The organism is Lwoffella lincolnii, from assembly GCF_002014765.1.
Classification (GTDB): Bacteria; Pseudomonadota; Gammaproteobacteria; order Pseudomonadales; family Moraxellaceae; genus Psychrobacter; species Psychrobacter lincolnii.
The window spans coordinates 99116-123012 of the sequence record NZ_MUYT01000008.1; the positions used below are offsets into that span (position 1 = coordinate 99116).

The 23897-nt window shown below is 38.0% G+C and carries 21 protein-coding genes; 10 read left to right on the top strand and 11 right to left on the bottom strand.

The window, feature by feature from the left end; genetic code table 11:
* Positions 1-142 precede the first annotated feature (142 nt).
* The 8 genes from B0682_RS06995 to B0682_RS07030 all read left to right on the top strand — a co-directional run bounded on the left by B0682_RS06995 (position 143) and on the right by B0682_RS07030 (position 12645).
* Complete coding sequence (locus tag B0682_RS06995; RefSeq protein ID WP_078307734.1) at positions 143-817, top strand: restriction endonuclease subunit M; 675 nt, start codon at positions 143-145, stop codon at positions 815-817.
* Between the two features lie 250 nt (positions 818-1067).
* The gene (locus B0682_RS07000) at positions 1068-2480 is read left to right on the top strand and encodes an Eco57I restriction-modification methylase domain-containing protein (protein ID WP_240494913.1); all 1413 of its coding nucleotides are present in this window, start codon (positions 1068-1070) and stop codon (positions 2478-2480) included.
* Positions 2473-3474, top strand: a complete 1002-nt coding sequence (locus tag B0682_RS07005; protein ID WP_158077881.1) for an FRG domain-containing protein — start codon at positions 2473-2475, stop codon at positions 3472-3474. The genes B0682_RS07000 and B0682_RS07005 overlap by 8 nt, the downstream gene beginning before the upstream one ends.
* Position 3475: 1 nt before the next feature.
* Positions 3476-5980: a GIY-YIG nuclease family protein gene (locus B0682_RS07010; RefSeq protein WP_078307738.1), complete on the top strand. Its 2505-nt coding sequence runs from the start codon at positions 3476-3478 to the stop codon at positions 5978-5980.
* Positions 5981-6086: 106 nt separating this feature from the next.
* Positions 6087-7922, top strand: a complete 1836-nt coding sequence (glmS, locus tag B0682_RS07015) for a glutamine--fructose-6-phosphate transaminase (isomerizing) (RefSeq protein WP_078307740.1) — start codon at positions 6087-6089, stop codon at positions 7920-7922.
* Between the two features lie 416 nt (positions 7923-8338).
* Entirely contained in the window at positions 8339-9715 is a 1377-nt protein-coding gene (locus B0682_RS07020; RefSeq protein ID WP_078307741.1) for a DNA cytosine methyltransferase, read from the top strand.
* A gap of 28 nt (positions 9716-9743) precedes the next feature.
* Positions 9744-11399 carry an McrB family protein gene (locus B0682_RS07025; RefSeq protein WP_078307743.1) on the top strand — a complete coding sequence of 552 codons (1656 nt, stop codon included), beginning with the start codon at positions 9744-9746 and terminating at the stop codon, positions 11397-11399.
* Positions 11389-12645, top strand: a complete 1257-nt coding sequence (locus tag B0682_RS07030; protein ID WP_078307744.1) for an LlaJI family restriction endonuclease — start codon at positions 11389-11391, stop codon at positions 12643-12645. Before B0682_RS07025 ends, B0682_RS07030 begins: the two co-directional genes overlap by 11 nt.
* Positions 12646-12969: 324 nt before the next feature.
* On the opposite strand, the gene B0682_RS07035 is transcribed toward B0682_RS07030, so the two are convergent.
* Complete coding sequence (locus B0682_RS07035) at positions 12970-13167, bottom strand: hypothetical protein (RefSeq protein ID WP_078307746.1); 198 nt, start codon at positions 13165-13167, stop codon at positions 12970-12972.
* 607 nt (positions 13168-13774) lie between these two features.
* On the opposite strand from B0682_RS07035, the gene B0682_RS07040 reads away from it, so the two are divergent.
* The gene (locus tag B0682_RS07040) at positions 13775-14092 is read left to right on the top strand and encodes a hypothetical protein (RefSeq protein ID WP_078307747.1); all 318 of its coding nucleotides are present in this window, start codon (positions 13775-13777) and stop codon (positions 14090-14092) included.
* A 12-nt stretch (positions 14093-14104) separates the two neighbouring features.
* Positions 14105-15229: an XRE family transcriptional regulator gene (locus tag B0682_RS07045; RefSeq protein ID WP_078307749.1), complete on the top strand. Its 1125-nt coding sequence runs from the start codon at positions 14105-14107 to the stop codon at positions 15227-15229.
* Positions 15230-15799: 570 nt separating this feature from the next.
* Here B0682_RS07045 and B0682_RS07055 read toward each other — a convergent pair.
* From B0682_RS07055 to B0682_RS07095, 10 genes are all read right to left on the bottom strand, one after another.
* Entirely contained in the window at positions 15800-16375 is a 576-nt protein-coding gene (locus B0682_RS07055; RefSeq protein ID WP_078307752.1) for a phosphatidylglycerophosphatase A family protein, read from the bottom strand.
* Positions 16376-16540: 165 nt separating this feature from the next.
* Complete coding sequence (thiL, locus tag B0682_RS07060; RefSeq protein WP_169832908.1) at positions 16541-17515, bottom strand: thiamine-phosphate kinase; 975 nt, start codon at positions 17513-17515, stop codon at positions 16541-16543.
* Between the two features lie 75 nt (positions 17516-17590).
* Positions 17591-18958: a bifunctional UDP-N-acetylglucosamine diphosphorylase/glucosamine-1-phosphate N-acetyltransferase GlmU gene (gene glmU, locus B0682_RS07065; protein ID WP_078307753.1), complete on the bottom strand. Its 1368-nt coding sequence runs from the start codon at positions 18956-18958 to the stop codon at positions 17591-17593.
* A 358-nt stretch (positions 18959-19316) separates the two neighbouring features.
* The gene (locus B0682_RS09650; RefSeq protein ID WP_240494919.1) at positions 19317-19778 is read right to left on the bottom strand and encodes a tyrosine-type recombinase/integrase; all 462 of its coding nucleotides are present in this window, start codon (positions 19776-19778) and stop codon (positions 19317-19319) included.
* 164 nt (positions 19779-19942) lie between these two features.
* A complete protein-coding gene (locus B0682_RS09655) occupies positions 19943-20152 on the bottom strand; it encodes a hypothetical protein (protein ID WP_240494914.1) in 210 nt (69 codons plus the stop codon).
* Between the two features lie 44 nt (positions 20153-20196).
* Complete coding sequence (gene nadS / locus B0682_RS07075; protein WP_078307755.1) at positions 20197-20478, bottom strand: NadS family protein; 282 nt, start codon at positions 20476-20478, stop codon at positions 20197-20199.
* Positions 20471-20815, bottom strand: coding sequence for a type II toxin-antitoxin system RelE/ParE family toxin (locus B0682_RS07080; protein ID WP_078307756.1), 345 nt, complete (start codon positions 20813-20815; stop codon positions 20471-20473). The genes nadS and B0682_RS07080 overlap by 8 nt, the downstream gene beginning before the upstream one ends.
* A gap of 45 nt (positions 20816-20860) precedes the next feature.
* Complete coding sequence (locus tag B0682_RS07085) at positions 20861-21874, bottom strand: zonular occludens toxin domain-containing protein (protein ID WP_078307758.1); 1014 nt, start codon at positions 21872-21874, stop codon at positions 20861-20863.
* Positions 21875-21917: 43 nt separating this feature from the next.
* The gene (locus B0682_RS07090; RefSeq protein WP_078307760.1) at positions 21918-22205 is read right to left on the bottom strand and encodes a DUF2523 family protein; all 288 of its coding nucleotides are present in this window, start codon (positions 22203-22205) and stop codon (positions 21918-21920) included.
* Positions 22202-23866 (bottom strand): virulence factor TspB C-terminal domain-related protein, encoded by a 1665-nt coding sequence (locus B0682_RS07095; RefSeq protein ID WP_078307761.1) that lies wholly within the window; start codon positions 23864-23866, stop codon positions 22202-22204. Before B0682_RS07095 ends, B0682_RS07090 begins: the two co-directional genes overlap by 4 nt.
* Between the last annotated feature and the right edge of the window lie 31 nt (positions 23867-23897).

The following is a 23897-nucleotide window of genomic DNA, read 5'->3' on the forward strand; positions in this document are numbered from 1 at the left end:
CGTCAAGCGTCAAGCGTCAACGATTATCTGCACATGACACAGCCTGTCAACCCCTTAACGCCCTAATTTTTCTTTTTCTACCAGAGCCTGCTTTTATGTGGGCTTTTTTCGTCTCTAAACTGTGTCCAAAAGGCGGTGCAAAATGACTGATGCCGCCAAAGCACAAGATGACAAGCAACAAATCAAATCCAAAAAACGAGTTGCTGATTTTGGCGAAGTGTTTACCGCCGAGCGTGAGGTTCATGCCATGCTTGATTTGGTCAAAATCCAAACCGAGCAAATCACCAGCACTTTTTTAGAGCCTGCCTGTGGCACAGGTAATTTTTTGGCAGAAATTTTAAGGCGAAAACTTGCGACCGCCCTAAGACTCTCCCAAATCAACAAAAGCCAAAAATCCCCCAAATATGCCCAATTTCATTATGAAAAACACGCCATTTGTGCCATATCATCAATTTATGGCATTGAGCTTTTGGCGGATAATTGTGATGAGTGCCGTCGCCGATTGCTGGATTTATTCCTAGACCATTACCAAAGCCATTTTAAACAAACAGACCCTGCTGTTATTGACACGGCAAGGTTTTTATTATCAAAAAATATCGTGGGTGGCAATGCGTTAACACTCACAGATTTCAATTATCGCCCCATCATATTTAGCGAATGGAAGTTTATCAGCGAAACGCTTATCCAAAGGCGTGATTATGTCTATGAAAACTTAGTAGAAAAAACCAACAACCAATTGACCGATAATCAAGGATTTATTCCCAAACACATTCAAGATTATCCGCCCATTCATTATCTAAAATTAAGCGAGCAATAACATGGACAGTGTCAACTTACAAATAGACAGCAACATCACAAAAGACCTAGATGCCATTCAACAGGGTCAATTATCGCTATTTGAATTGGGCTATAACCCTGATGTGCTGGACTGTTTATCCAGCCTATCCAATGATGAGGTTTTCACATCGCCAAAACTTGCCAATCAAATGCTGGATTTATTGCCGTCTGAGATTTGGTCAAATCCAAAGGCGACATTCTTAGACCCTGTGTGTAAATCAGGGGTATTTTTGCGTGAAATTGTTAAACGCTTGGATAAAGGATTAAAAAATCAAATACCAGACAAACAAACTCGCATTAACCACATTTTAAAAAATCAAGTGTTTGGCATTGCCATTACTGGGTTAACCGCTCTGTTATCAAGGCGTAGCGTGTATTGTAGCAAAGTCGCCAACTCGCCCTTGTCCATTTGTGAAGAGTTTGATAATGACATGGGCAATATTATTTTTGGGGCTGTCCATCATCACTTTAAAGATGGCAAATGCAGTGAATGCGGTGCAAGCCAAGGGGTATTTGGTAATCGCCAAGGATTAGAAAATCATGCTTATGCGTTTATTCATTCTGACAGAGATGATGTGTTTGGGGAGTTATTAACCATGAAATTTGATGTGATTATTGGCAATCCGCCGTATCAATTAAATGACGGTGGTGGTATTGGTAGTAGTGCAATTCCCTTATATCATAAATTTATTGAACAAGCCAAAAAACTCAATCCCCAATTTTTAATTATGATTACCCCAAGCCGTTGGTTTACTGGCGGTAAAGGGCTTGATGCTTTTAGAGACAGCATGTTAAATGACAGACGCATCAAAGAAATTCATGACTTCCCTAATTCAAAAGACTGCTTTGATAATGTGGAAATCAAAGGCGGTGTGAATTATTTTTTATGGGAAAAAAGACATGATGGTGATTGTGAGGTTTTTACTTATGATGACGGTCATTGTGTTTCTCAATTAAAAAGACCATTAAAAGAAAAAGGGATTGATGTTTTTGTTCGTTACAATCAAGCCATTTCAATTTTAAGAAAAGTAAAAGGTTTCTCTGAAAATTCATTTAGTGAATTAGTTAGTTCAAGAAACCCATTTCGTTTGGCAAGTCGTTTCACAGGTCATCATGAACCATATAAAAATAGAACCGATAATGTTAAATTGTATAGTTTAAATAATATTTCATATATCAAACTTGAAGATATTACACATAATAAGCAACTTATTTTAAGAAATAAAATTTTAGTACCAAAAGCATTTGGAACTGGTGAGAGCCAAACGGACTTAATTAAACCAATTTTTGCAGGGTTAAATAGTGCTTGTACTGAAACATATTTAGTTATTGGAACTTTTAAAAATGAAGAAATTTGTAGTAATGTCATTAGTTATATCAACACTAAATTTTTTCATTTTATGATTACATTGGTTAAAAATACTCAGAATACCACAAAATCAACTTATGCGTTAGTTCCAATGCAAGATTTTAGCCGCCCATGGACAGATGAGCAGCTTTATGCCAAATATGGCTTATCCAAAGATGAGATTAACTTTATTGAAAGCATGATACGCCCAATGGATAATGACAGTGACAAACCTAAAAAATCACGCGCCAAAAAAGCAAAACAGGCGGATTTATTGGAGGGTGGTGATGATTGAGATTAACAGCATTGCAGAATTGGCAAATAAATTAACACAATTAGGTAAAACAAAGCAAGGCTTTACACGATTTTTTCGTGGACACCCGAATTTTAAATTTGAATTAGAGCCTAGTATTTATCGTAGTAATGAATTTATAAAATATGAGCATAAAATGACAAAGGACACATTAACAGAATGTGCCGAATATTTTTATCCACATGAAAATTTATTTGAAAAATTGGTTAGAATGCAACATTATGGCTATAAAACCAGAATTTTAGATATTACAACTAATGTTTTGGTAGCTCTATATTTTGCAGTCAATAATAATGATGATGAACAAAATAGCGAAGTTTTGGTTTTTGATATTCCGAATGATGAAATAAAGCATCACGATAGTGATACGGTGGCAATTTTATCTGCATTAAGCCTAAGAGATGAAAAATTTAATATAGAATTTTATAGAAAAATGGCTCATCAAGATTTTTTGACAGATACCAATATCTTACTTAGTCAATTAAGAAAAAATCCTTTAAATTTACAAGATAATTTGATTAATATAAATACACAAATAGATGATGATATTTTAAGTTATCAAACCAAAGATTTAAATGATGGTTATTTCAAGGCTATCAATAAAATATTTAATGAATATCCAGAAATTATTCAATTATTAAATGATATTCGTAAAGATAAGCCTTATTTTTTGCCAAATATAGATATTCGTGATTTTAATAGGGTTTTGTGTGTTAAGCCAACTTTAAATAATGAAAGAATTAAAAGGCAACAAGGAGCTTTTTTAATTTTTGGTATAGAAAATAATAAATTAACACCAGCAAATTTTATGCTAGATTGGCAAAGATTTTATAGTGGTGAAAGGCTTATTATTAATAAGCACGCAAAAAGCACAATTTGTGATGACTTAAAATCTTTTGGTATTAGTCATCAAATACTATTTCCCGAAATTGACAATCAAGCCAAGCATATTATTAGCCGTTATGTGGAGATTTAAAATGACCAACCCAACCTTTAACCCAATCCGCACCCCAAAAATCTATGCCTATTCTGACAGCCGTTTTCCAAATTGCCTAAAAATTGGCCATACCGCCCAAGAGACAGTAAGTCAGCGAATGAAACAACATTATCCGACCGTTACGCCAAGTCAAAGCTGGCAAGTGGAATTTGAGACATCGGCGATAAAAAATGACGGCAGTTATTTTAAAGATTTTGCCGTGCATAAAATGCTAGAACAAATGGGCATAAAACGCATCGCAGGTGAATGGTTTGAATGCGACCTTGATACGGTAAGCAATGCCATTTTAAATGTCAAAAATAACAAAACTTTTGAACGCCAAAAAACAAAAGATTTTGCCATGCGTCCAGAGCAATTAGACGCTGTTAATAAAACCGCTCATTATTTTAATGCCATCAAACAAGATAAAAACAATCATCGCACACCGCATTTTTTATGGAATGCCAAAATGCGATTTGGTAAAACTTTTGCCACTTATCAGCTTGCAAAAAAAATGAATTGGCAAAGAGTGCTGATTTTAACCTTTAAACCTGCGGTAAAAAATGCTTGGCAGGAAGATTTAACCACGCACAGTGATTTTGATGGTTGGCAGTTTATCAGCCGTGATGGCGAATTAACATTAGAAAATTATGATAAAAATAGACCAATGGTGTATTTTGCTTCTTTTCAAGATGTTTTGGGCAGGGATAAAAAATATGGCAATATCAAAGCCAAAAACCAAGAAATTCACGCAATGAATTGGGATTGTGTGGTATTTGATGAATATCATTTTGGGGCATGGCGTGATAGTGCCAAATCGCTTTTTGCCAAAGATGAAGAATTACATCAAAAAGCCATTCAATCGGAATATACTGATATGGGTATTAACATTGAGCAATTTGATGAAAATGAATTGCCAATCACCGCTGACCATTATTTGTATTTGTCAGGCACGCCATTTCGGGCGATTGCATCAGGCGAATTCATTGAAGAGCAGATTTTTAATTGGACTTATGGCGATGAACAAAAAGAAAAATTAAATTGGGATAATAGTCCATACAAACAACAATGGGGCGATAATCCGTATTTGTCATTGCCCCAAATGATGCTCTTGACTTATCAATTACCCGAGCATATTCGCACGATTGCCACAGGGGGTGAATTTAATGAATTTGATTTGGGTGAATTTTTTAAAGCAGACGGCAGCGGCGATACGGCTAAGTTTAAATACCAAAGCCATGTGCAAAAATGGCTGGATTTAATTCGTGATAATCTTGATGAAATGATTGTCAGTAATTTAAAACAAGGCAATGCCAAACCGCCCATGCCATTTAGTGATGATAATTTATTAAACAGTTTATTGCACACACTTTGGTTTTTGCCAAGTGTTGCCAGTTGTTATGCCATGGCAAATTTATTAAAAGCCCCCAATAATAAATTTTATCATGACTACACAATCATTGTGGCGGCAGGCAATCAGGCAGGCATGAGTGATAAGGCATTAGCCCCTGTTAATGATGCCATTGGCAATAATCCTTTACAGACAAAAACCATCACCCTATCTTGCGGTAAGCTGATGACGGGCGTTAGCGTGCCTGCGTGGACGGGGATTTTTATGCTCAGAAATTGTACCAGCCCTGAGACTTATTTTCAGGCAGGATTTCGGGTGCAAACGCCTTGGACAGTGCAAGGCGATGATGGGGTAACTGTGATTAAAAATCAATGTTATATTTTTGACTTTGCCCCCAATCGTGCCTTACGCCAAATCGCTGATTATGCCCATCAACTAAACCCAAAAGAGGGCAATCCAGAGAGTAAAGTTGCCGAATTTATTGCCTTTTTGCCCGTGCTTGCCTATGACGGCAGTGCCATGCAACAGGTGGATGCCAAATTATTATTGGACATGGCGATGAGCGGTACAACCGCCACGCTATTGGCAAGACGCTGGCAAAGTGCGTTATTGGTGAATGTTGATGATTTGACATTAACCAATTTAATGAATAATAAAGAAGCCTTACAAGCATTGGAAAAATTAGAAAGTTTTCGCAACCTAAATGATGAAATTCAAATCGTCATTAATCGCAGTGAAAAAATCAAAGGCTTAAAAGAAAAAGCCAAAGACAATGATGGCGAACTATCAAAAGAGGATAAAAAAACATTAAGCGATGAAGAAAAGGAACAAAAATCCCGGCGAAAACAAATTCAAGATAAACTGATTAAATTCGCCACACGCATTCCGATTTTTATGTATTTATCAGATTATCGAGAACACAGTTTAAAAGATGTGATTACGGTGCTTGAACCTGAGCTGTTTATCCGAGTAACAGGGCTTACGCAGGCGGATTTTTCTTTGCTTGTGTCATTAAATGTGTTTGATGAAGCGGTGATGAATGATGCGGTGTATAAATTTAAACGCTATGAAGATGCCAGTCTTGAATATGCAGGGATTGATAAAAAGGAGGGTTATGTGGGGCTTTATAATACCCAAATCAAACGACAATGGTAAGGCAAGCATGGCACATTAAGCATCTAAAAAACACCAGCAAAAATCTATGTCTACCGTTTACTATGCTATAATTTACCTGATTTAATCAGACACTTAGGAACGGCTTATGTGCGGTATCGTCGGTGGCATTCGAAAACATGCCAACATCGTTGATTTTTTAACAGATGGCTTAAAACGTCTAGAATATCGTGGCTATGATTCATCAGGCATTGCTGTGCAGACGGACAATGGGCTTAAACGTGTTCGCCGAGTGGGGCGGGTTGCCTTGATGGAGCAAGTTGCTAAAGCCAAAGGCATCACAGGACATACGGGCATTGGACATACTCGCTGGGCAACACACGGTGGCGTAACTGAGCCCAACGCCCACCCACACATTTCAGGTGATTTAATTTCGGTTGTGCATAATGGCATCATTGAAAATTTTGAAGCCGAACGCACACGCTTGCAAAACTTGGGCTATGCTTTTAATTCTCAAACTGACACCGAAGTCATCGCTCATGCCGTGCATGACATTTATAAAAAAACCAACGATTTATTCACCGCTGTACAACAAGCCTGTGCCAACTTTCATGGGGCATACGCCATCGCTGTGATTGCCAATGATAAGCCAGGTGAGATGGTGGTTGCTCGCATGGGTTGTCCATTGCTCATCGGTGTGGGGGAAGACGAAGTGTTTATGGCATCAGACGTATCAGCGGTGGTGGCATTCACTCGTGAAATCATCTATCTAGAAGATGGCGACATCGCTTGTCTGACCGCTGATGGTGTGCAAAAATTGATTGACAAAACAGACAATCTGACAGAACGCACCGCCACAACGTCTCAAGTATCACTGGCATCGCTAGAGCTGGGGGCGTATAACCACTTTATGCAAAAAGAAATCTACGAACAGCCCAAGGCCACGGCTGACACTGCTGAAGTCTTTTTGGACGCTGGGTTTATTCCAGAAAATTTTGGTACAAATGCCAAGCAAGTTTTTCACGACATTGATGGCATCAAAATCTTAGCCTGTGGCACGTCCTATTATGCAGGATTAACCGCCAAATATTGGTTAGAAAGCATTGCCAAACTGCCCACCGATATCGAGATAGCCAGTGAGTACCGCTACCGTAACGTGATTGCCAATCCCAAGCAACTTATCATCACCATTTCTCAATCAGGCGAAACGTTAGATACCATGGAAGCGTTAAAATATGCCCAAGCCCAAGGGCATCAGCACAGTCTCTCCATTTGTAATGTGATGGAATCCGCCCTACCTAGAGCCAGTGAGCTGGTATTTTATACCCGAGCAGGGGCAGAGATTGGGGTGGCATCAACCAAAGCCTTTACCACCCAGTTGGTGGCATTGTTTGGCTTGGCAGTTACCTTGGGGCGTTTATATGATGTGGTGAATGATGACAAAATGACCCAATATATCAATGAATTACGCAGTTTGCCCAATGACATACAATATGCCTTAAACCTAGAACCACAAATTACCAGCTGGGCAACTTTTTTTGCTGATAAGCCAAGCAGTCTGTTTTTGGGGCGTGGCATTCACTATCCAGTGGCATTAGAAGGTGCGTTAAAACTCAAAGAAATCACCTACATTCATGCCGAAAGCTACCCTGCTGGTGAGTTAAAACATGGTCCTTTGGCGTTGGTTGATGACAATATGCCCGTGGTGGTGATTGCACCTAATGACAACCTATTAGACAAAGTCAAAGCCAACATGCAAGAAGTGTCTGCTCGTGGTGGTGAGCTGTTTGTATTTACCGACCTTGACAGTGATTTTAGCAGCAGTAACAGCGTTCATGTCATTCGCACACCACGCCATATCGGTACGCTGTCCCCAATTGTGCATACCATACCTGTACAATTATTGGCATATCATGTGGCACTTGTCAAAGGCACGGACGTGGATAAACCCAGAAACTTAGCAAAAAGCGTTACTGTGGAATAACCCAAAAGTGATTGCGTTTGGGTCATGTGGTCGGACAATTAATTATCATACTGAACAATTAATTGTCATACTATTGATGTCTGTTTTGTCCTTTGTTATTCTGCTTTTAAGAATAACAAAGGATTTTTATAGTGGTGTTACTGATTTAGAGACTATGATAGAAAGTTGGTCAGAGCAAATTTTGAATAGTTTGGATTCATTAATGAATGAATAAGTATATTCATGAAAGTTTTATAGTGATAGAAAGCATTTAAATTATTCAAAAACGATATATATTGTCTTTTTGTTTTTTCTTACAAGAAGATATTTTGGAAGCGAAACGTTTAAGTTGGTATAATGCTTAATCCTTGAGTCTCTATAATAATGAATTTTTTAAATTTAATCGGCTTTTCAAGAACTAATGTTGGTTTTAATCCATGAATAAACAGTATATTGCTTTATCATCGTCGCTAGAATTAGGATATCAAGTCTTTGATTATTCTTATCAGAAGCAAGAAGCACATTGCCTTAAGTTAATGAAGCCAAATCTTACGAGATATGAAGTGAATAAACAACCTGTTTCATCGCACTTGTCTGAAATTGCACAACTCCATACACCCAAGGGTAGTAATGTTCAAGCAACGCTTGATCAGTGGCTGTATGCGATTAAATACGATACCGATTTGTATTGTGATACGAATATTTGTTCATCTAAATCACTTAAAAAGCAAGTTTTAGCGTTAATTTCTGATGCTGAGTTGGAAAAATTATCTAACTTAATTATCAATTATAAGTTTAAATTCATTGACTTATTTGCAGGTATTGGGGGTATTCGCCTAGGTGCTGAGAGAAACGGTGGTCTATGTGTATTTTCGTCAGAATTTGATAAATTTGCACAGCAAACCTACCAACTTAATCATCACGAGATGCCTTTTGGTGATATTACCCAAATTGATGCAAATAATTTACCTTCACATGATTTACTATTGGCAGGCTTTCCTTGTCAGCCTTTTAGCTACTCGGGTAAAACAAAAGGCTTTGAGGACAAGACACGAGGGACCTTATTTTTTGATGTGTTACGCATTTTAGAAAATAAGCAACCAAAATTTGCCTTACTTGAAAATGTCAAGGGCTTTAAATCGCATGATAAAGGCAAGACAATGGACATCGCTCTAAAGGCATTGGATGAAGCGGGCTATAATACTTATTGGACGATTTTAAATAGTTATGATTATGGCGTACCACAATTTCGAGAGCGTTGGTATTGTGTGGTAATTCGCAAAGATAGCGATAATGATAGATTTGAATTTCCTAAAAACCGTGATAGAACAACGAAGCTATGGGATATTATCGAATCCGACAACAATGACAAATCGCTAATTTTAAGCAAGTTTGAAATTGATAGAATTAACTATCATTTTGCCAATTGCCATATCAATGAACGAGTTGAGCATGATAATTCTATGTATGCTCCCCATACCAAAAAAGGAAAACATGGGGTTTTTTCCTACTTAAAAGCGGACGGAGCGTTACGTTTTCATGTCGGTGACTTTGCCAAAACGCAAATTCAAGAAGCCTTTTACGCATCTCTTGACACCTATTCTCCAACCATTATTGCCAATCGTGTGCCTAAGTTGTGGGATATTCAAAGAAAGTTATCTGTCCGTGAAGCCTTGCGACTGCAAGGTTTTAATGATGATTTTAAATTTGATGTGTCGAACGCTCAAGCCTATAAACAATTGGGTAATTCTGTTACTGTGCCTGTCATTCAAGCAATCTTAGCTTCATTATTTGCCACCCAACAATTAATGTAAAATTATTGTCTATAAAAAGGCGTTCGTAATGGATCTATATATTTCAATCAATCAGCTTATTGAAGCAAGAAAGCTGATTCAGCAACGTGTTAGGAAGCCTGATACTTTTGTGGGCATTATTTTATTGTTATTAAGTTCCGAAAAAGTTCAAGATTATTATTACCATGCAGATATGGGATTGTTTGCCAATCTTGCAAATTCAGCGTTTTCTTTGAAAGAAGTGAAAACTAGAAAATCTGAAAAAAGTTGGTTTGCTTTATTTACGCCCAGTTGGGCAACTCGGTCATTAACGAATTTTTTAAACGGCAGACCCATCAATATCAATATATTATTGACTACCATTTTTTGGTACAAAAATGCAACATTCATTGAAGCACAAAAGCAACGGTTATATAGCTTAATTAGAGAGCAAGATTTTAACACCTTGTTTATTGATGAAAATATCACGGTTTTCGATGCCCATCAGCCAATATCGCTTGACAATTATCTAACTGCGACTAAAGGGGCAAACCTAGATAGCAATTTGACAATTAAATATGATGGCTCATTTATTGTCAAAGATGCAGGAGATTTGAGCGCCTCCCCATTTTCACAAACGTTATACTCTGGACTAGAAATCAAGCAGATTGTGAATATCTTTGATTTTAATATCATTGGTGAATTCGATGTCAATGCTGAACAATCTCATCACTTGCCGCCTCTTAGCTCATTTAGCAACATCACAAAACCTATTCCAAATATTCCAAGAAAGCCCCAAAATTTGCTTTTATACGGTATTGCAGGTGTTGGAAAAAGCTATAACATCAACAAAATCACAGGTGAAGACGAAACATATATTGAACGCATTGTCTTCCACCCTGACTATCTCAACACCGACTTTGTGGGACAAATTCTACCTAAAGTTAACGATGATAATGGCAAAATTGACTATAAATTCAAAGCAGGTTCTTTCACTAAAATTCTGAAAAAAGCTATCAATGACCCTAGCCACCACTACTATCTTGTCATTGAAGAAATTAACCGTGGTAACGCCCCTGCCATCTTTGGCGAAGTCTTTCAGCTACTTGATCGCAAAGACGAAGGCTCAAGCAGTTATCGCATTTCTCACGATTTAATGGCAGAAGAAATCTTTAACGACGCCAATAAAACTATCTTCATTCCCAATAATCTCACCATCTTGGCAACAATGAACACCGCTGACCAAAACGTGTTTACCCTAGACACTGCCTTTCAACGACGTTGGACAATGCGGATGATTGAGAACAATATTGCCAATTGTGACTATCGTAATGAGCTAATTTTAGATACAGGTGTTAGTTGGCAACACTTTAATACCGTTATCAATGAGCACATTCTCGATATTAACAAAGACACTCTCTCGTCAGAAGATAAACGGCTTGGGGCGTTCTTTGTACGAACCGATGAACTCAAACTGCCCGATGACCTTGACAACGGCATTCCGTTTACCGAAAAGGTTGTCAAATATCTGTGGGATGATGTGTTTAAATTTAACAAATACGCTTTATTCAGAGCTGACCTTAATAGTTTAGATAAAGTGTTGCGAGAGTTTAAAAACAAGCAAGGTTTTAGCCGTTTTGAGGTTTTTAATGAAGACATCAAAGCCAAGCTCCAACAAGGGCAATCACTAAAAACGCAGGTCAGCGATAACAGCAATGAAGTATGATTTATTGCCCTACTGTAGCCTTGCCCAAGAACGTGAAGACTTTGTCGGGGTTCGTTTTGAGTTTGATAACGTTTTAAAACACCACCGCCCCTATATTACTTTTCCCTATGGCTATGACTATACATCCAATGAAGACGTGCTATGTCTAATCAGCGTGCTATCAGACTATCAACGTGAAATGCAAAATGTTGTTAGGGCTGATTTAACCGAAGATGAACAACAGGGCTTTCCCATTCAGTCCTATCACTTTGTCATTCAAGATTATTTGAGCAATGGCTACTACACCGAGCGTGAAACTATGTATGCCAGCCGAGCCAATGGAAAAGTCAATTGGGTCAGAACTGTCAAAAAAGAAAAGCCCGTCATTCAAGAAAATGGAGCAATCTATCTAAATCTCCAAACTCGTCTTCACCATAGCAATGACGAACACATTATGACCGAAATAAGCAAGCATTGCGTATATGAGAGCTTTGCTAAGCTTGGATGGTACTACGGTTTATCTACCCCTTCTAAACCATCCTCTACGCTTTGTAAAACACAATTTATAGCTATATTGCGAGACAAGTTGCATAAAGCTAATAAGGATATGGATAAACAGCTATTCCAAAGCATGATTAATGTGCTTCAAAACTTGGATGAGAATAATAGTAATCCAAAGCATTTTGCCTTTGGTACAAGACGGTTTGAAAAGGTATGGGAAAATCTGATTGAAAAAACTTTTGGCACTGAAAAAGGGGACAATAAAGCTCAATATTTTCCAAAAGCGACTCGGCATTTGATTGATGGCAGTATCAAAGATACCAATCCGCTATTACCCGATACAATTATGATAAATCATGACGATAATAGCCTGTATGTGATTGATGCTAAGTATTATCGCTATGGTATTACCCATAAAATAGACCATTTGCCTAATATGTCATCGATAGCCAAGCAGATTACTTACGCTCAATATATTGATAGTCACTTTGATTTTGATAAAGTGAGAAATGTGTTTCTCTTACCATTCAATGCAAAAGTAAATAGGTTACTCGTTTATCATTGTAGCGGATGGACAGTAGCTGATTGGGTGGATGATGCATATGCATATAAGAAGATTTATACGATTTTAGTTGATACGAAGTATCTGATGAGAAATAGGGTTTGGGCTAATATAGAAGAAGTTAGGCAGTTGTCTGTTACTGTTAATAATATCATTGAACTAACTACCCAAGGTAAATCTAATAATCAATCAATTACAACTTAGACCAAAGTTGGTAACCACCATCTGTAATATCGAAGATGAACAAAATTGATTCTTAGCAAAAATCAACCACAATGTTGCTACCACTAGGATAATTCCTATACCAACGAATGTTATTGGCCAATTCGTTATATCTTGATTACCACAACGTCCACAATAATAATAAGATTTAAGTTTGTTGCCACATTCGGGACAACGAGCATGATTTGCCATTTATTTCTCCAATCAATCAGTTTTTCTAATTTTATAAAACTTTACAAATTTATCATTTACTAAAAAAGTGCAGCATATTAAAATATACCGCACTTCTCACTGCTAAACTATTTCCTAAACTTTCTCGGTCAAAGTCGTTTTAGGATGACTAGCAGCATAAGTACCAGTAACAAACTGTCCCGTTATTGCAGAACGGTTGACAGTTTTGTTACCTTTACTTGCACCACTACTCTCTTTTACGGTTGTCTTTGGATGTCTAGCGTAAGTAGCTTTGCTGACATAACGACCTGTGATTGCGCTACGATAAGCCATTTTTTGACTCCTTATAAAGTTTAGATCAAGTCATAAATAAAGCATAACAACCTATTTGTTATACCTATTAGTCCATGTAACAATACATTAACTAATGGGTGTATTTTTTCATATTTAAATTCTAAAGTCAAATATTTAGCGCAACAAATTATATTGTTTTTCTAATTTTTAAACGCTATAATAAAAAAAACCAATAAATGAATCGGTGTTACTCGATGACGGAAGAATTAAGAAATGAATTAGTTGAAAATTTATTACAGGTACTGGGCAAAAAGTTCTTCAGGAACTTCGATACGCATTTACGAAGTTTGCTTGTGTAGGATGAACTGTATGCTGAAGGGAAATTTGCTAATATCCCTAATCAAAAAAAGATTTTTATTGCAGATGAAATTCAAAGAAGTGCTGTTACTGCTTTAGTGGCAGCGGCTGATAAAAACCAGTTATTAATTAGCGAAGTAGGTAGTGGCAAAATATAGTTGAAACCATATCAACAAAAGGTTTTAATATTGCCGTTTATCGAAATGGTTGTGGTACGTCGTTATCTTCAAAGTACAAGCAGCTTCTTGCTCAAGGCAATACAATACTTGAACTCACAGAAAGTAATGACTTGTTCAAGGAAGATTTAATAGCAGAATCCAATATCTCTGAGATATTGAGTAAAATATTTTTTACTTATAGGGTATTTAGCAAAAATACTGAATCTGATATTTCCGATATTGAGTGCAGTATTGATATACCGACAAGTAAGGGTAAAGCAATTATGGAATCTATTCCTTTTGCTGATATTTTTGCTTATAAACAGTCTAAATCGATAACTATACATAAGAAAAAGGCGAACGATACCCTTGTTCTTAAACTCAAGAAAGTTCTTGAGGAAAGTATAGTGGAGGGGAGTAAAAAGCCTCCTCAAGCTGATTTAGCATGAATGGGGTAATATATGTTTAATGGTAATCGTTTATTGTTAGCCTTGAAGTCCCAAGGCTTAACCAATGTAGCTTTTGCAAACTTAATGGATGTTAATCGTTCAACTGTAACAAGATGGATTAACGACCCAAATTTCACACCAAGACCTGATGTTTTACTAAAAATGAGTGAAATATTAAAGGTTAATATTGAATGGTTTCAAAGCAAACCTAAAGCAATTCTACAGACCGTAGAATTTTATCGTTCTAATGCCTCAACAACTAAATTAGCTCGTAATATCGCTAAATCTAAACTTGTTTTTTCTGCTGAAATTTATCAAATACTCTCCGAGTGGGTAGGTTTCCCCGAAACGAAGTTACCTAAATCTTTAACTTTAAGTGAATGGCATGCACTCGATAACAATAAAATCGATGAACTAGCCAAAGAATGTCGTAAACTTTGGGGTTTAGGAAATGATCCAATTGATAATCTGATTGGTGTAGCAGAAAGTAACGGTATCGTTGTTATTAAAGATGAATTAGGCACAGATGCAAGCGAGCAAATGGATGGGGTATCAGCTTGGTATAATGATGTACCTTTCGTGTTTATTATAAAAGATACACCTGCTGTTAGAAGTCGTTTTGATTTGGCTCATGAGATTGGACATTTAATTATGCACAAAGCTATTCCTATAGAAGATTATAACAAAAAGGAAATTTATAAAAAAATAGAGAACCAATCTCATAGGTTCGCTAATGAGTTGCTCTATCCATCAGATATTGCTATTGATGAATTATATTATCCATCTTTAGAAAAGTTTATCCAATTAAAGATGAAGTGGTTAATCTCCATTCAAGCAATTTTGAGAAAAACTCTTGACCTTGAACTAATCACTGAAGATGAGTATATAAAATTTTATAAAACAATAAGTTATAGAAAGTGGCGAAAGCATGAGCCACTGGATGATGAATTAATTGATGAGCAACCTACTTTATTTGCCAAGGTATTTGAGATGTTATTAGAAGATGGTGGGTTTAGTAGGAAAAGTATTATTGATAAAGTGTTTTTACCGCCTAAACGTATTGAGATTTTATTATCTTTGCCCAGTGGTTTTTTATCGGAAAATATTTCTCCAAAAATTAAGTTAAAAATCCTATAAAAGTTACATCAAAACTTCAAACTTCCAATTAAGCTGATAGCCTTGAAATTCGGCTATCAGCCTAAATTTTCTTTGACTATCTATTTCATCTTTGGATTTTCACAAGTAGCTTCAATATAGCATTTTCATGCTTAAGTATTATTATCATTTCATCTTTATGGCTAATAAAAGGTTTTAACTTATTAATTTCCGCCTCTAATAGGGCTTCTGACGCAGAACCAATAATATTCCTACTATGAGTGTTAAAATTATAAACGACCTGATAGAAGTGTTTGAATAAGCAGAATATTTTATAACTGACAAAGAGTACGATTCGCAGAGAATCAGAGGTAAAGCATGACATGAAAGCGGTTATTCCTAGAAGAAAAAACACGAAATAACCTAATCCGTAGTTTGACAGTTCCCTTTATAAATTACTCCATTTAGTTGAAAATATGTTCACTTGATTAAAGCACTTTCACAGTATAGCAACACACTATGAAAAGCTGGCACTAAATTTATGCTTTATTTACCTTAAAACCTGTTCACGATTGAAAAAAATGTTTGTCTGTATGCAGCAGCCAAAAACAGTCAAAAAAACAGAGATGCCATTATCAGTAGCATACTGACCATCACCCCTGCCAACACATCATCAATCAATATCCCAAATCCACCAGAGACATTTTTATCCACCCATTTAATCGGAGGGGGCTTGATGATATCAAAAAAGCGAAATAAAACAAAAGGGACAATGAATAATAACGCAGTGCTTGGGTGGTAATACTCTAAGCCAGTTTTAGCTGCATCTTGTGTTTGAGCAAGCAACCACACACTTGGCAAAAGCGAAATCCACATGCCCACCCATTCATCAAAGACAATGTGTGGGTCATCATGTACGCCCATCAGCTTTGAGGTTTTGCCACACACATAACTGCCAACCAAACAGCCAACCACCACAACCGCCAAAAATCCCCAAAATCCCAACAAAAGCATGGGTAAAGCAATCATAACCCCACCCACTGTTCCCCAAGTGCCGGGGGCTTTTTTAGGCAAACCTGTGCCAAGCCCAAGCCCAAGCCAATAAATCACCTTCTCCCAAGCCGTGGCGGTGGCAGGGCAAGGCGGACAAGGGTTTGCTTGACGAATGTCAGGTTTGTGATTGGTCATTGTTATCCTATTTTACCGTTATCCTATTTTTACCGTCATCTCATGTTATGTTTCCCATGTTATCGCTGGTTTATCGGTCATGCGATGTTAACGATGGTCATTTTTAATGGGGTAAGTTTTTAATGGGGCAAGCTTTTTAATGGGGTCAGTTTAAGTGGTGCGATTTTAAAAATGCGCCCACCCTTGTACTGTTAAATCCACTTTTTGATGATCATTCATCAGTGTTAACCCTTTCTGTGCCACGATTTCACCAATGGCAAAAATGCTGTTTGGGTATGATTGATTGAATTTTTTAAAATTTTGTTTTGTCATGGTCAAGCACAACTGATAATCATCGCCCCCATTGATTTGATGTTGCCATTTTTGGGCATGGGGCAAGGCATCAAGTAAGGCATGGCTGGGTATGGCATCAAGCTCAATCACCGCACCGACATTTGAAGCAGTCAGAATATGCCCCAAATCCTGCCCCAAACCGTCCGAGATGTCTATCATGCTATTTGCAAAGCCGATGAGCCGTTTGCCAAGTGCCACTTGTGGGGCGGGGTATTGCATGGCTTGGCGTAATTTTTCAGGCAAGCTCTCTGGTGGTCGGTTGGCGTGTCCGTCTCCATTTAAATCGTCCAAAATCCCATGCAAAGCAAGGCTTGCCAGCCCCACCGTATCACTGACACACACCACATCGCCCACGCATGCCCCTTGGCGTGTGATTGCCTGCCCATGTGGCACAAATCCAAGTGCCGTTACTGAAATCGTTAAAATGGGTGAGCTTGTGGTGTCTCCCCCAATCAGCTCTACCCCAAACGGTGTGCAAGCCACCGCCAAACCCTCTGCAAACGCCTGACAAAAGTCGTCATTTGCCATGGACTTTGGTAAGGATAAGCCCACCAAAATGGCATAGGGCGTCGCTCCCATGCTGGCAAGGTCAGACAGATTGACCGCCACCGATTTATAAGCAATGGCGTGGGGGCTGGTCTCATGGACAAAATGCCGCCCTGCCACCAGCGTATCCACACAGCTGACCAGCTGGCTGTTTGGGGGAATGTTGCTGATGGCACAATCATCACCAATGCCCAACACGGTATGTTGGTGGGGAGCGGTTAGATGCTTAAAATGGGTGTGGATTAGGGAAAATTCGGACATGGTGGGTGATGGGTTGATGGACAAAGCTTGGCAGATAAAAAAGAGCAATCTGTGTTTTTGGTAGAGGTCATATGATTAAGACTTTTTCTCAGGTCTTGCCCACCCATCGACTGCCATTTGACGGCTACGAGCAATCACCAATTTTTCACTTTCACAATCTTTGGTAATGGTACTGCCAGCCCCCACGGTAACTTTATCACCAATGGCAACAGGAGCAACCAACACCGCATTTGAACCAATACGCACATCATCGCCAATGCTGGTTTTAAATTTATTCACCCCATCATAATTTGCCGTAATTGTTCCAGCGCCGATATTGGTTTTTTGCCCAATGGTGGCATCACCCAAATAGGCCAAATGATTGGCTTTTGCCCCATCTGCCATTTGTGTGTTTTTAAGCTCGACAAAGTTACCGATATGCACATGATTGGCGGTCATCACCTTGGGGCGTAAACGGCTAAAAGGTCCAATTTGGTTATTCTTCCCCACGATGGCATTATCAAGCAGACTGTATGGGGCAATGACCGTATTATCTGCAATGTCGCTATTTTTAATGACACAACCTGCCCCAATGACGACATTATCACCAAGCTGACAATCACCTTCAAAAATCACATTCACATCAATCTGCACATCTGTGCCACATACCAACGTCCCACGCAAATCAAAACGATTGGGGTCAAGAACATGCACGCCTTGCTTCATCAGTTGTTTGGCTTGGTGCTGTTGCCATGTGCGTTCAAGATTGGCAAGCTGTATACGATCATTGACCCCTGCGACTTCAAAGTCAAATGTGGGAGACACAGTGGCAATTTTAATGCCATCAGCAACCGCCATTTTCACAATATCAGTTAAATAATACTCACCTTGGGTGTTGTTATTATCAAGGTGATTTAGATACTGGTGCAAAATGTCGTTAGCAACACAATACACACCACTGTTAATCTCAGTAATCAGCTGTTCGCTTGCGGTGGCATCTTTTTGCTCTACAATTGCCAATACTTTACCATCTGGGTTGCCATTTTCACGGACAACACGCCCAAGTCCAAATGGATTCGCCACCGTCATGGTCAGCATGGCAAAGGGGCCATGACTGTTGGTCAATTTATTCAGCGTATCCACCCCAATCAGTGGCACATCACCTGATAAAATCAAGGTTTTGCCTGTTTTTGGCAATATGGGCAATGCCATCTGTACCGCATGACCTGTACCAAGCTGTTTGGTTTGCTCTACCCATGTTATTGTTTCATGTGAAAACGCATGTTTGACTTGCTCACCTGCGAAGCCAAAAATCACGATATTATTTTGGCTATTAATTTTTTTGACGGTGTCCAAAACGTGCTGTAATAAAGGCTTACCTGCCAAGGGCTGTAATACCTTTGGTTTGGTAGATTTCATGCGAGTGCCTTTACCTGCCGCCATGATGATGGTGCTTAACTGCATACCTTTGTATGTCTCCCCTATGATACAAATGTCTTTTGGTTATCTTAACATATAAACAAAGCGGGAAGTCAAAAAGTGCTGACGATTAACCCAACAAAAAAAACAAGCACATTCAAGAATTACAAAGGAAGAAGACTAAAACCCAGTGACACACTTTTAGCCAAACTTGCAATTTTTGTAGGCACAAAACCCAATAGATACAGTTTTAGCTTACAAACCAGAAACAGAAAGCAAAGAAAAAGCCAGTCTATGGCTAGACTGGCTGAATAAGTGGCATCCCGTAGGGGATTCGAACCCCTGTTACCGCCGTGAAAGGGCTAGATTTATTCACAAATGTGTTAAGCTTACTAACAATTTGTTAAATATTAATCAAATCAACCACGTCTTTCAAGGTGTCTGTAGACAAGTGAGCATACTTTTGAGTGATGCGAGTATCAGAATGTCCCAACAACTGGGACACATGATATAACGGAACACCTTTTTTTACAAGTAAGCTTGCAAAAGTATGACGCAGGTCATGAATGCGACATTGTAAGCCACATTCCTTTAATGCCCACACCCATGCTCCCCTAAATGTCTTGTAATGATAATCTGTCTTAGGATTATAAAAGACCCATTGATAATGTATGTAATCAATATCATCAATTACCTGTAATGCTTTGTCATTCAAAGGCTTATAAACCGTTTTCTTGTTCTTTGATAAAGAATTTTTAATGATGATACAACGGTTTTCAAGGTCAACGCACTTCCATGTTAGTGTTAATATCTCATTAGACCTAGAGCCAGTGTATAACAACAAGGCAATATAAACATAGAACATAGGGTTAGGGTATCTCTTGCAAGTATCTAATAGCCTTTTGCATTCATCACTAGATAGATACCTTGGTAAGTAAACTTCTTCAAAGAGTTTAAAACCATTGAATGGATTTTTATAATTTGTTTCATGATGCAAATTATAATAATTAATCGCAGAGCGGATAATTGTCAACTCACGGTTAATGGTCGCATTCTTGACACCTTGCACATTACGCAAGGTGGCATATTACGCAAGGTGGCATAATCATGAATATCTTGTATGCTGATGCTTTCTAACCGCTCAAAAAACTGTAAGTGATAAAACTTCTCACCATATTCATGATTGGATTGATATAATCCATTGTGTTGATAAAACTGTAAAATTTCTTGATAAATCATGTTTAAATACTCTAAATTGCAGGGCAACATTACCCATTAGAGTATTAAGCCAATTCAAGTAATTGTGGCTGTTTATCAAGTAATCTAAGTAATGTTTGAGCTGGACCTGTAGGATTTGTTCTGCCTTGTTCCCAATTCTGTAGGGTTCTAGGGCTAATACACAGACGCTTAGCAAAATCAATTTGGGAAAGACCTGTTTTGTCTCTTATTTCTTTGACATCAGGTACTTCAACAACAAATACCCTAGATGGTTTTTTATCACCTTTGGCGATGCTTAATGCTTCTTGAGCAGATGCAAACAATAAATCAAAATCTTCTTTATCCATTATGTGCCTTCTTAATTGCTAAAATGACTTGTTTTAAGCGGTTTTTGTCTTTGTCACTAATATTAATGGTATTGCTTTTGGCATACACCGAGAGCATATAAAATATGCCAAACTCATCTAAGTAGTAATACAAAACACGAATACCGCCCCTTTTTCCTTTTCCAGTATTGGGTAATACCCACCTCACTTTACGGACACCACCAGTTCCTGGTATTAGATCACCAACTTCAGGATTTTCAGATAAAAAACTTTGAAAGTCACTATAACTGTCGTCAATCAATAAATTAGTGATTTGTTTGGTAAAAACAGTGGTTTCAATAAAGTGTAGTAGTCGCATAAATCCCCCTAAGAAAGATAATATTATACGCTTTTAGCGTATAAATCAATAATTGTTTGCCATAAATTGGGCATCAACCGACTGTTTAAATAATGGTTTTTCGCCATTAGCGTATTGCATGCACTCATCTAATGGCATGGGTATGTGTTGACCGCTTTGACTGTATGTTTTGCATTTACCACCAAAGCTAATGACATTGGCAGGCTGTGACTGCTGTTTGAGTTGGGCTAATTGCTGTTCAAGCTGGATTTTTTGTATTTCTTGGTTGAGTTTGTCTATGTCTGTTTGCAATTGGGTTTCATATTGCTGATTTTGTATTTTTTCTGCTTGCTGTTGCTCTGTGTTAACTGATAATGTGGTTTGCTGATATGGATTTTCTTGTACTTTTACTGTTTGTTCTTTGCCATAAAGTGTTGTTAGAAAGTTGTTTTGTTTAAAGAGCAGGTTATAAGCGAAATAGCCCATTAACAATATGCCAGCAATGCCAGCAAATATGCGTTTTGGTATGCGTGCTTTATGCGTATGTTGGGTGGCAGATTTATAATACTTATAAAGGTCTTTAGGGTAGTTAAATCTGAAAGTATGTTCTGCCAGTTTTTTGTTGCTTGGTGCATTTGGGGCATCGACACAGTAAGCCCACTGATAGACAGTAGCAGCAGTTAAGCCCCAGCCACGGTGCAAATGCAGATGTACACCAACGACTGCTCTAAAACTGGGGTGTAGCAAAACTGGAAATTGGGTTATGCCGTAAATGTCATGTCCTGTGTGTCGGTGAACTTGTAGAGCGTCACAAACTTCATTTTCAAAGCGAGATTTTTTAAATTCGTTTCTTTGTTGTATTTCATCGTAAAAGATGATTGAGCCATCAGGCGTATCACGCCAATCATCAGGGGCAGGTTCAACACCTTTAATATTTAAGCCATCGATGTCTGAATAAATTGTTCTTGGCTCTTTGCCTTCTTGTAATAGCTTTTCATTTTGTTTAGTGTATTCAATAATTTTTGAGACAGCATATAAGGTTTTACCAGCCCCTGGCGTACCCGTTATCAGTGTAATCATAATTTAACCTTTTTTTTGGGGCGTGCCGTCGTCCTAGGCACGCTTATTTTTTCTTAAGAAATACGCCACTGGCATTCATCGCTGAACGAGCAACCACGGCAGAAAGAACTACAGAGAAAGCATAATCAATACTTGATAAACCCATTAGGCTTAGCATGTTCGCTGGCAGTGAGTTAAGGTCATTTGTGATTTTAGCTATATAAGTATTGATCGCACCAGTAACAACCATAGTTGAACCAAATGTTAAGCCAGCACCAGTTAAGATATTTTTTAATAGCCCACTTTCACGACTTTCTAAAACTTTAGCTAGTATCGATGCAAGACCTTTCATGATTTAATGCCCGTTAAAATATAAGCAGCCATAAGCGTAGATAAGACTTTAACAAGCCAAGATAAGCTAATGGCAAGCTGGCAAAGGTTAGCGTAAGAAATGGTTATGTTCATTTGTCTACCAACAATAGAAAATGGAATTTGTGTGTCTGGTGGGCAAGTTTTTGCAAAAGAAACATTAACAGAATTGATAGGTATTTTAGGTTCATCTATTTTTATTTCTGTATTTTCTTGTTTGGTTAATTCTTCTTCCTTTGTAATAGCTTCAATGGCTTCAACAATTCTGTCTGTGTTGGCTTTGGCATCAGCTTTGGCTTGGGCCCTTGCTTGTTCTTGCTGTCTTTGTAGTTCGGCTATGGCTGACTCGATGTCTTTAACTGATGATACGACCTTTTCATTTTCTCTTGCTTGAGCTTCTAGCTGTTTGTTGATTGCGTCTTTAAATGCGTCTGTTGCATTTTGGTTGTTAATCTTTGCTTGTTCAATGGCTTCATCTATTTTGCGGTTGATGAGTTCACCGTTTAAGCCTTTTTCAAGTGCGTCATGTATGTTGTCTAAGCCTACTTTGGTTACGTCTTTGTTTGTTCTTAATTCATCTATGACACGGTCTATGTTTGTATTGACAAGTTTGCCTTGTACAAGCATTTCATCTATTGCTATTTTGGTTTTCTTTTGTCTTTCTAGTATTTCATCGGTTTGTGTATTGATGACCCTTGTTGTTGTTTGTTGTTCTGATATGATTTGGTCTTGTTTGCCTGCTAATCTGTCAAAATCTGATGATATGCGATTGGCTAGTGATGATATGGCGTTTGTGATGCTTGATATGTCAATTGGTGGTGCTTTTTTGTTTGTTTCGTCTTTGCTGTTTTGATTTGTTTGGCTTGTTTCATTTGTGTTTGTTTGGTCATTGATGATGGTGGCATTGGTTTCTAGTGTTTCGTTATATGAGCCTGCTTTGATTGCTTCTCTGACAACTTGTTCTAAGCCTGCTTGGACTTCTTTGTTGCCTTGTTTTGCTTGAGCTATTGCTTGTTCGGCAACTGCGTCAAGTGGTAGGGTTTTTTCAATGATTTCGCCTTTGGCGTATTTACTGCCTGAATAGGTAACCTTATAACCACTTGGAATTATATCATCTTTATTTACTATATAATCAACACTGATAACACAATTAAAAGACCAGCCATAATTATAATGATTAATTGCCAGATAGTATTTGCCTCTATCTGAGCCATATCCATTAGATAAACGAGAATAAAATCTGCTTTGGCTACCAAGAAATGCAGAAGATTTGGCATAGTTACAAGCTTCTTCTGCTGATGTGAAAGATTTGCCATAAAATATGTATTCAAATCCTTGTGCTGAATCTTTGTATTTGATTGCTGAGCCATCTGTCATGACCCAGTCTACACCATCTAATAATGTGCTTACTGTGCTGTGTAGTAGGGATAAACCGTTTAATGTGCGTAAGAATTTGCTTACTGCTGATACACTTGGGGTTATTTTTGCTATTGATTTTTTATTGCCTTTGATTGCTTCTACAAATGTTGTTGAGCCTACTGCATTAACCTTAGTTGCTGTCCATGATGCGACACTGGCATAGGCAAGCAGTGGGTATGTCGCTATTATGATGCTTAGTAAGATGGCTAGGGCTTGTTTTGTCATTTGGCAAATCTTAGGCAGTAAATGTCATTTC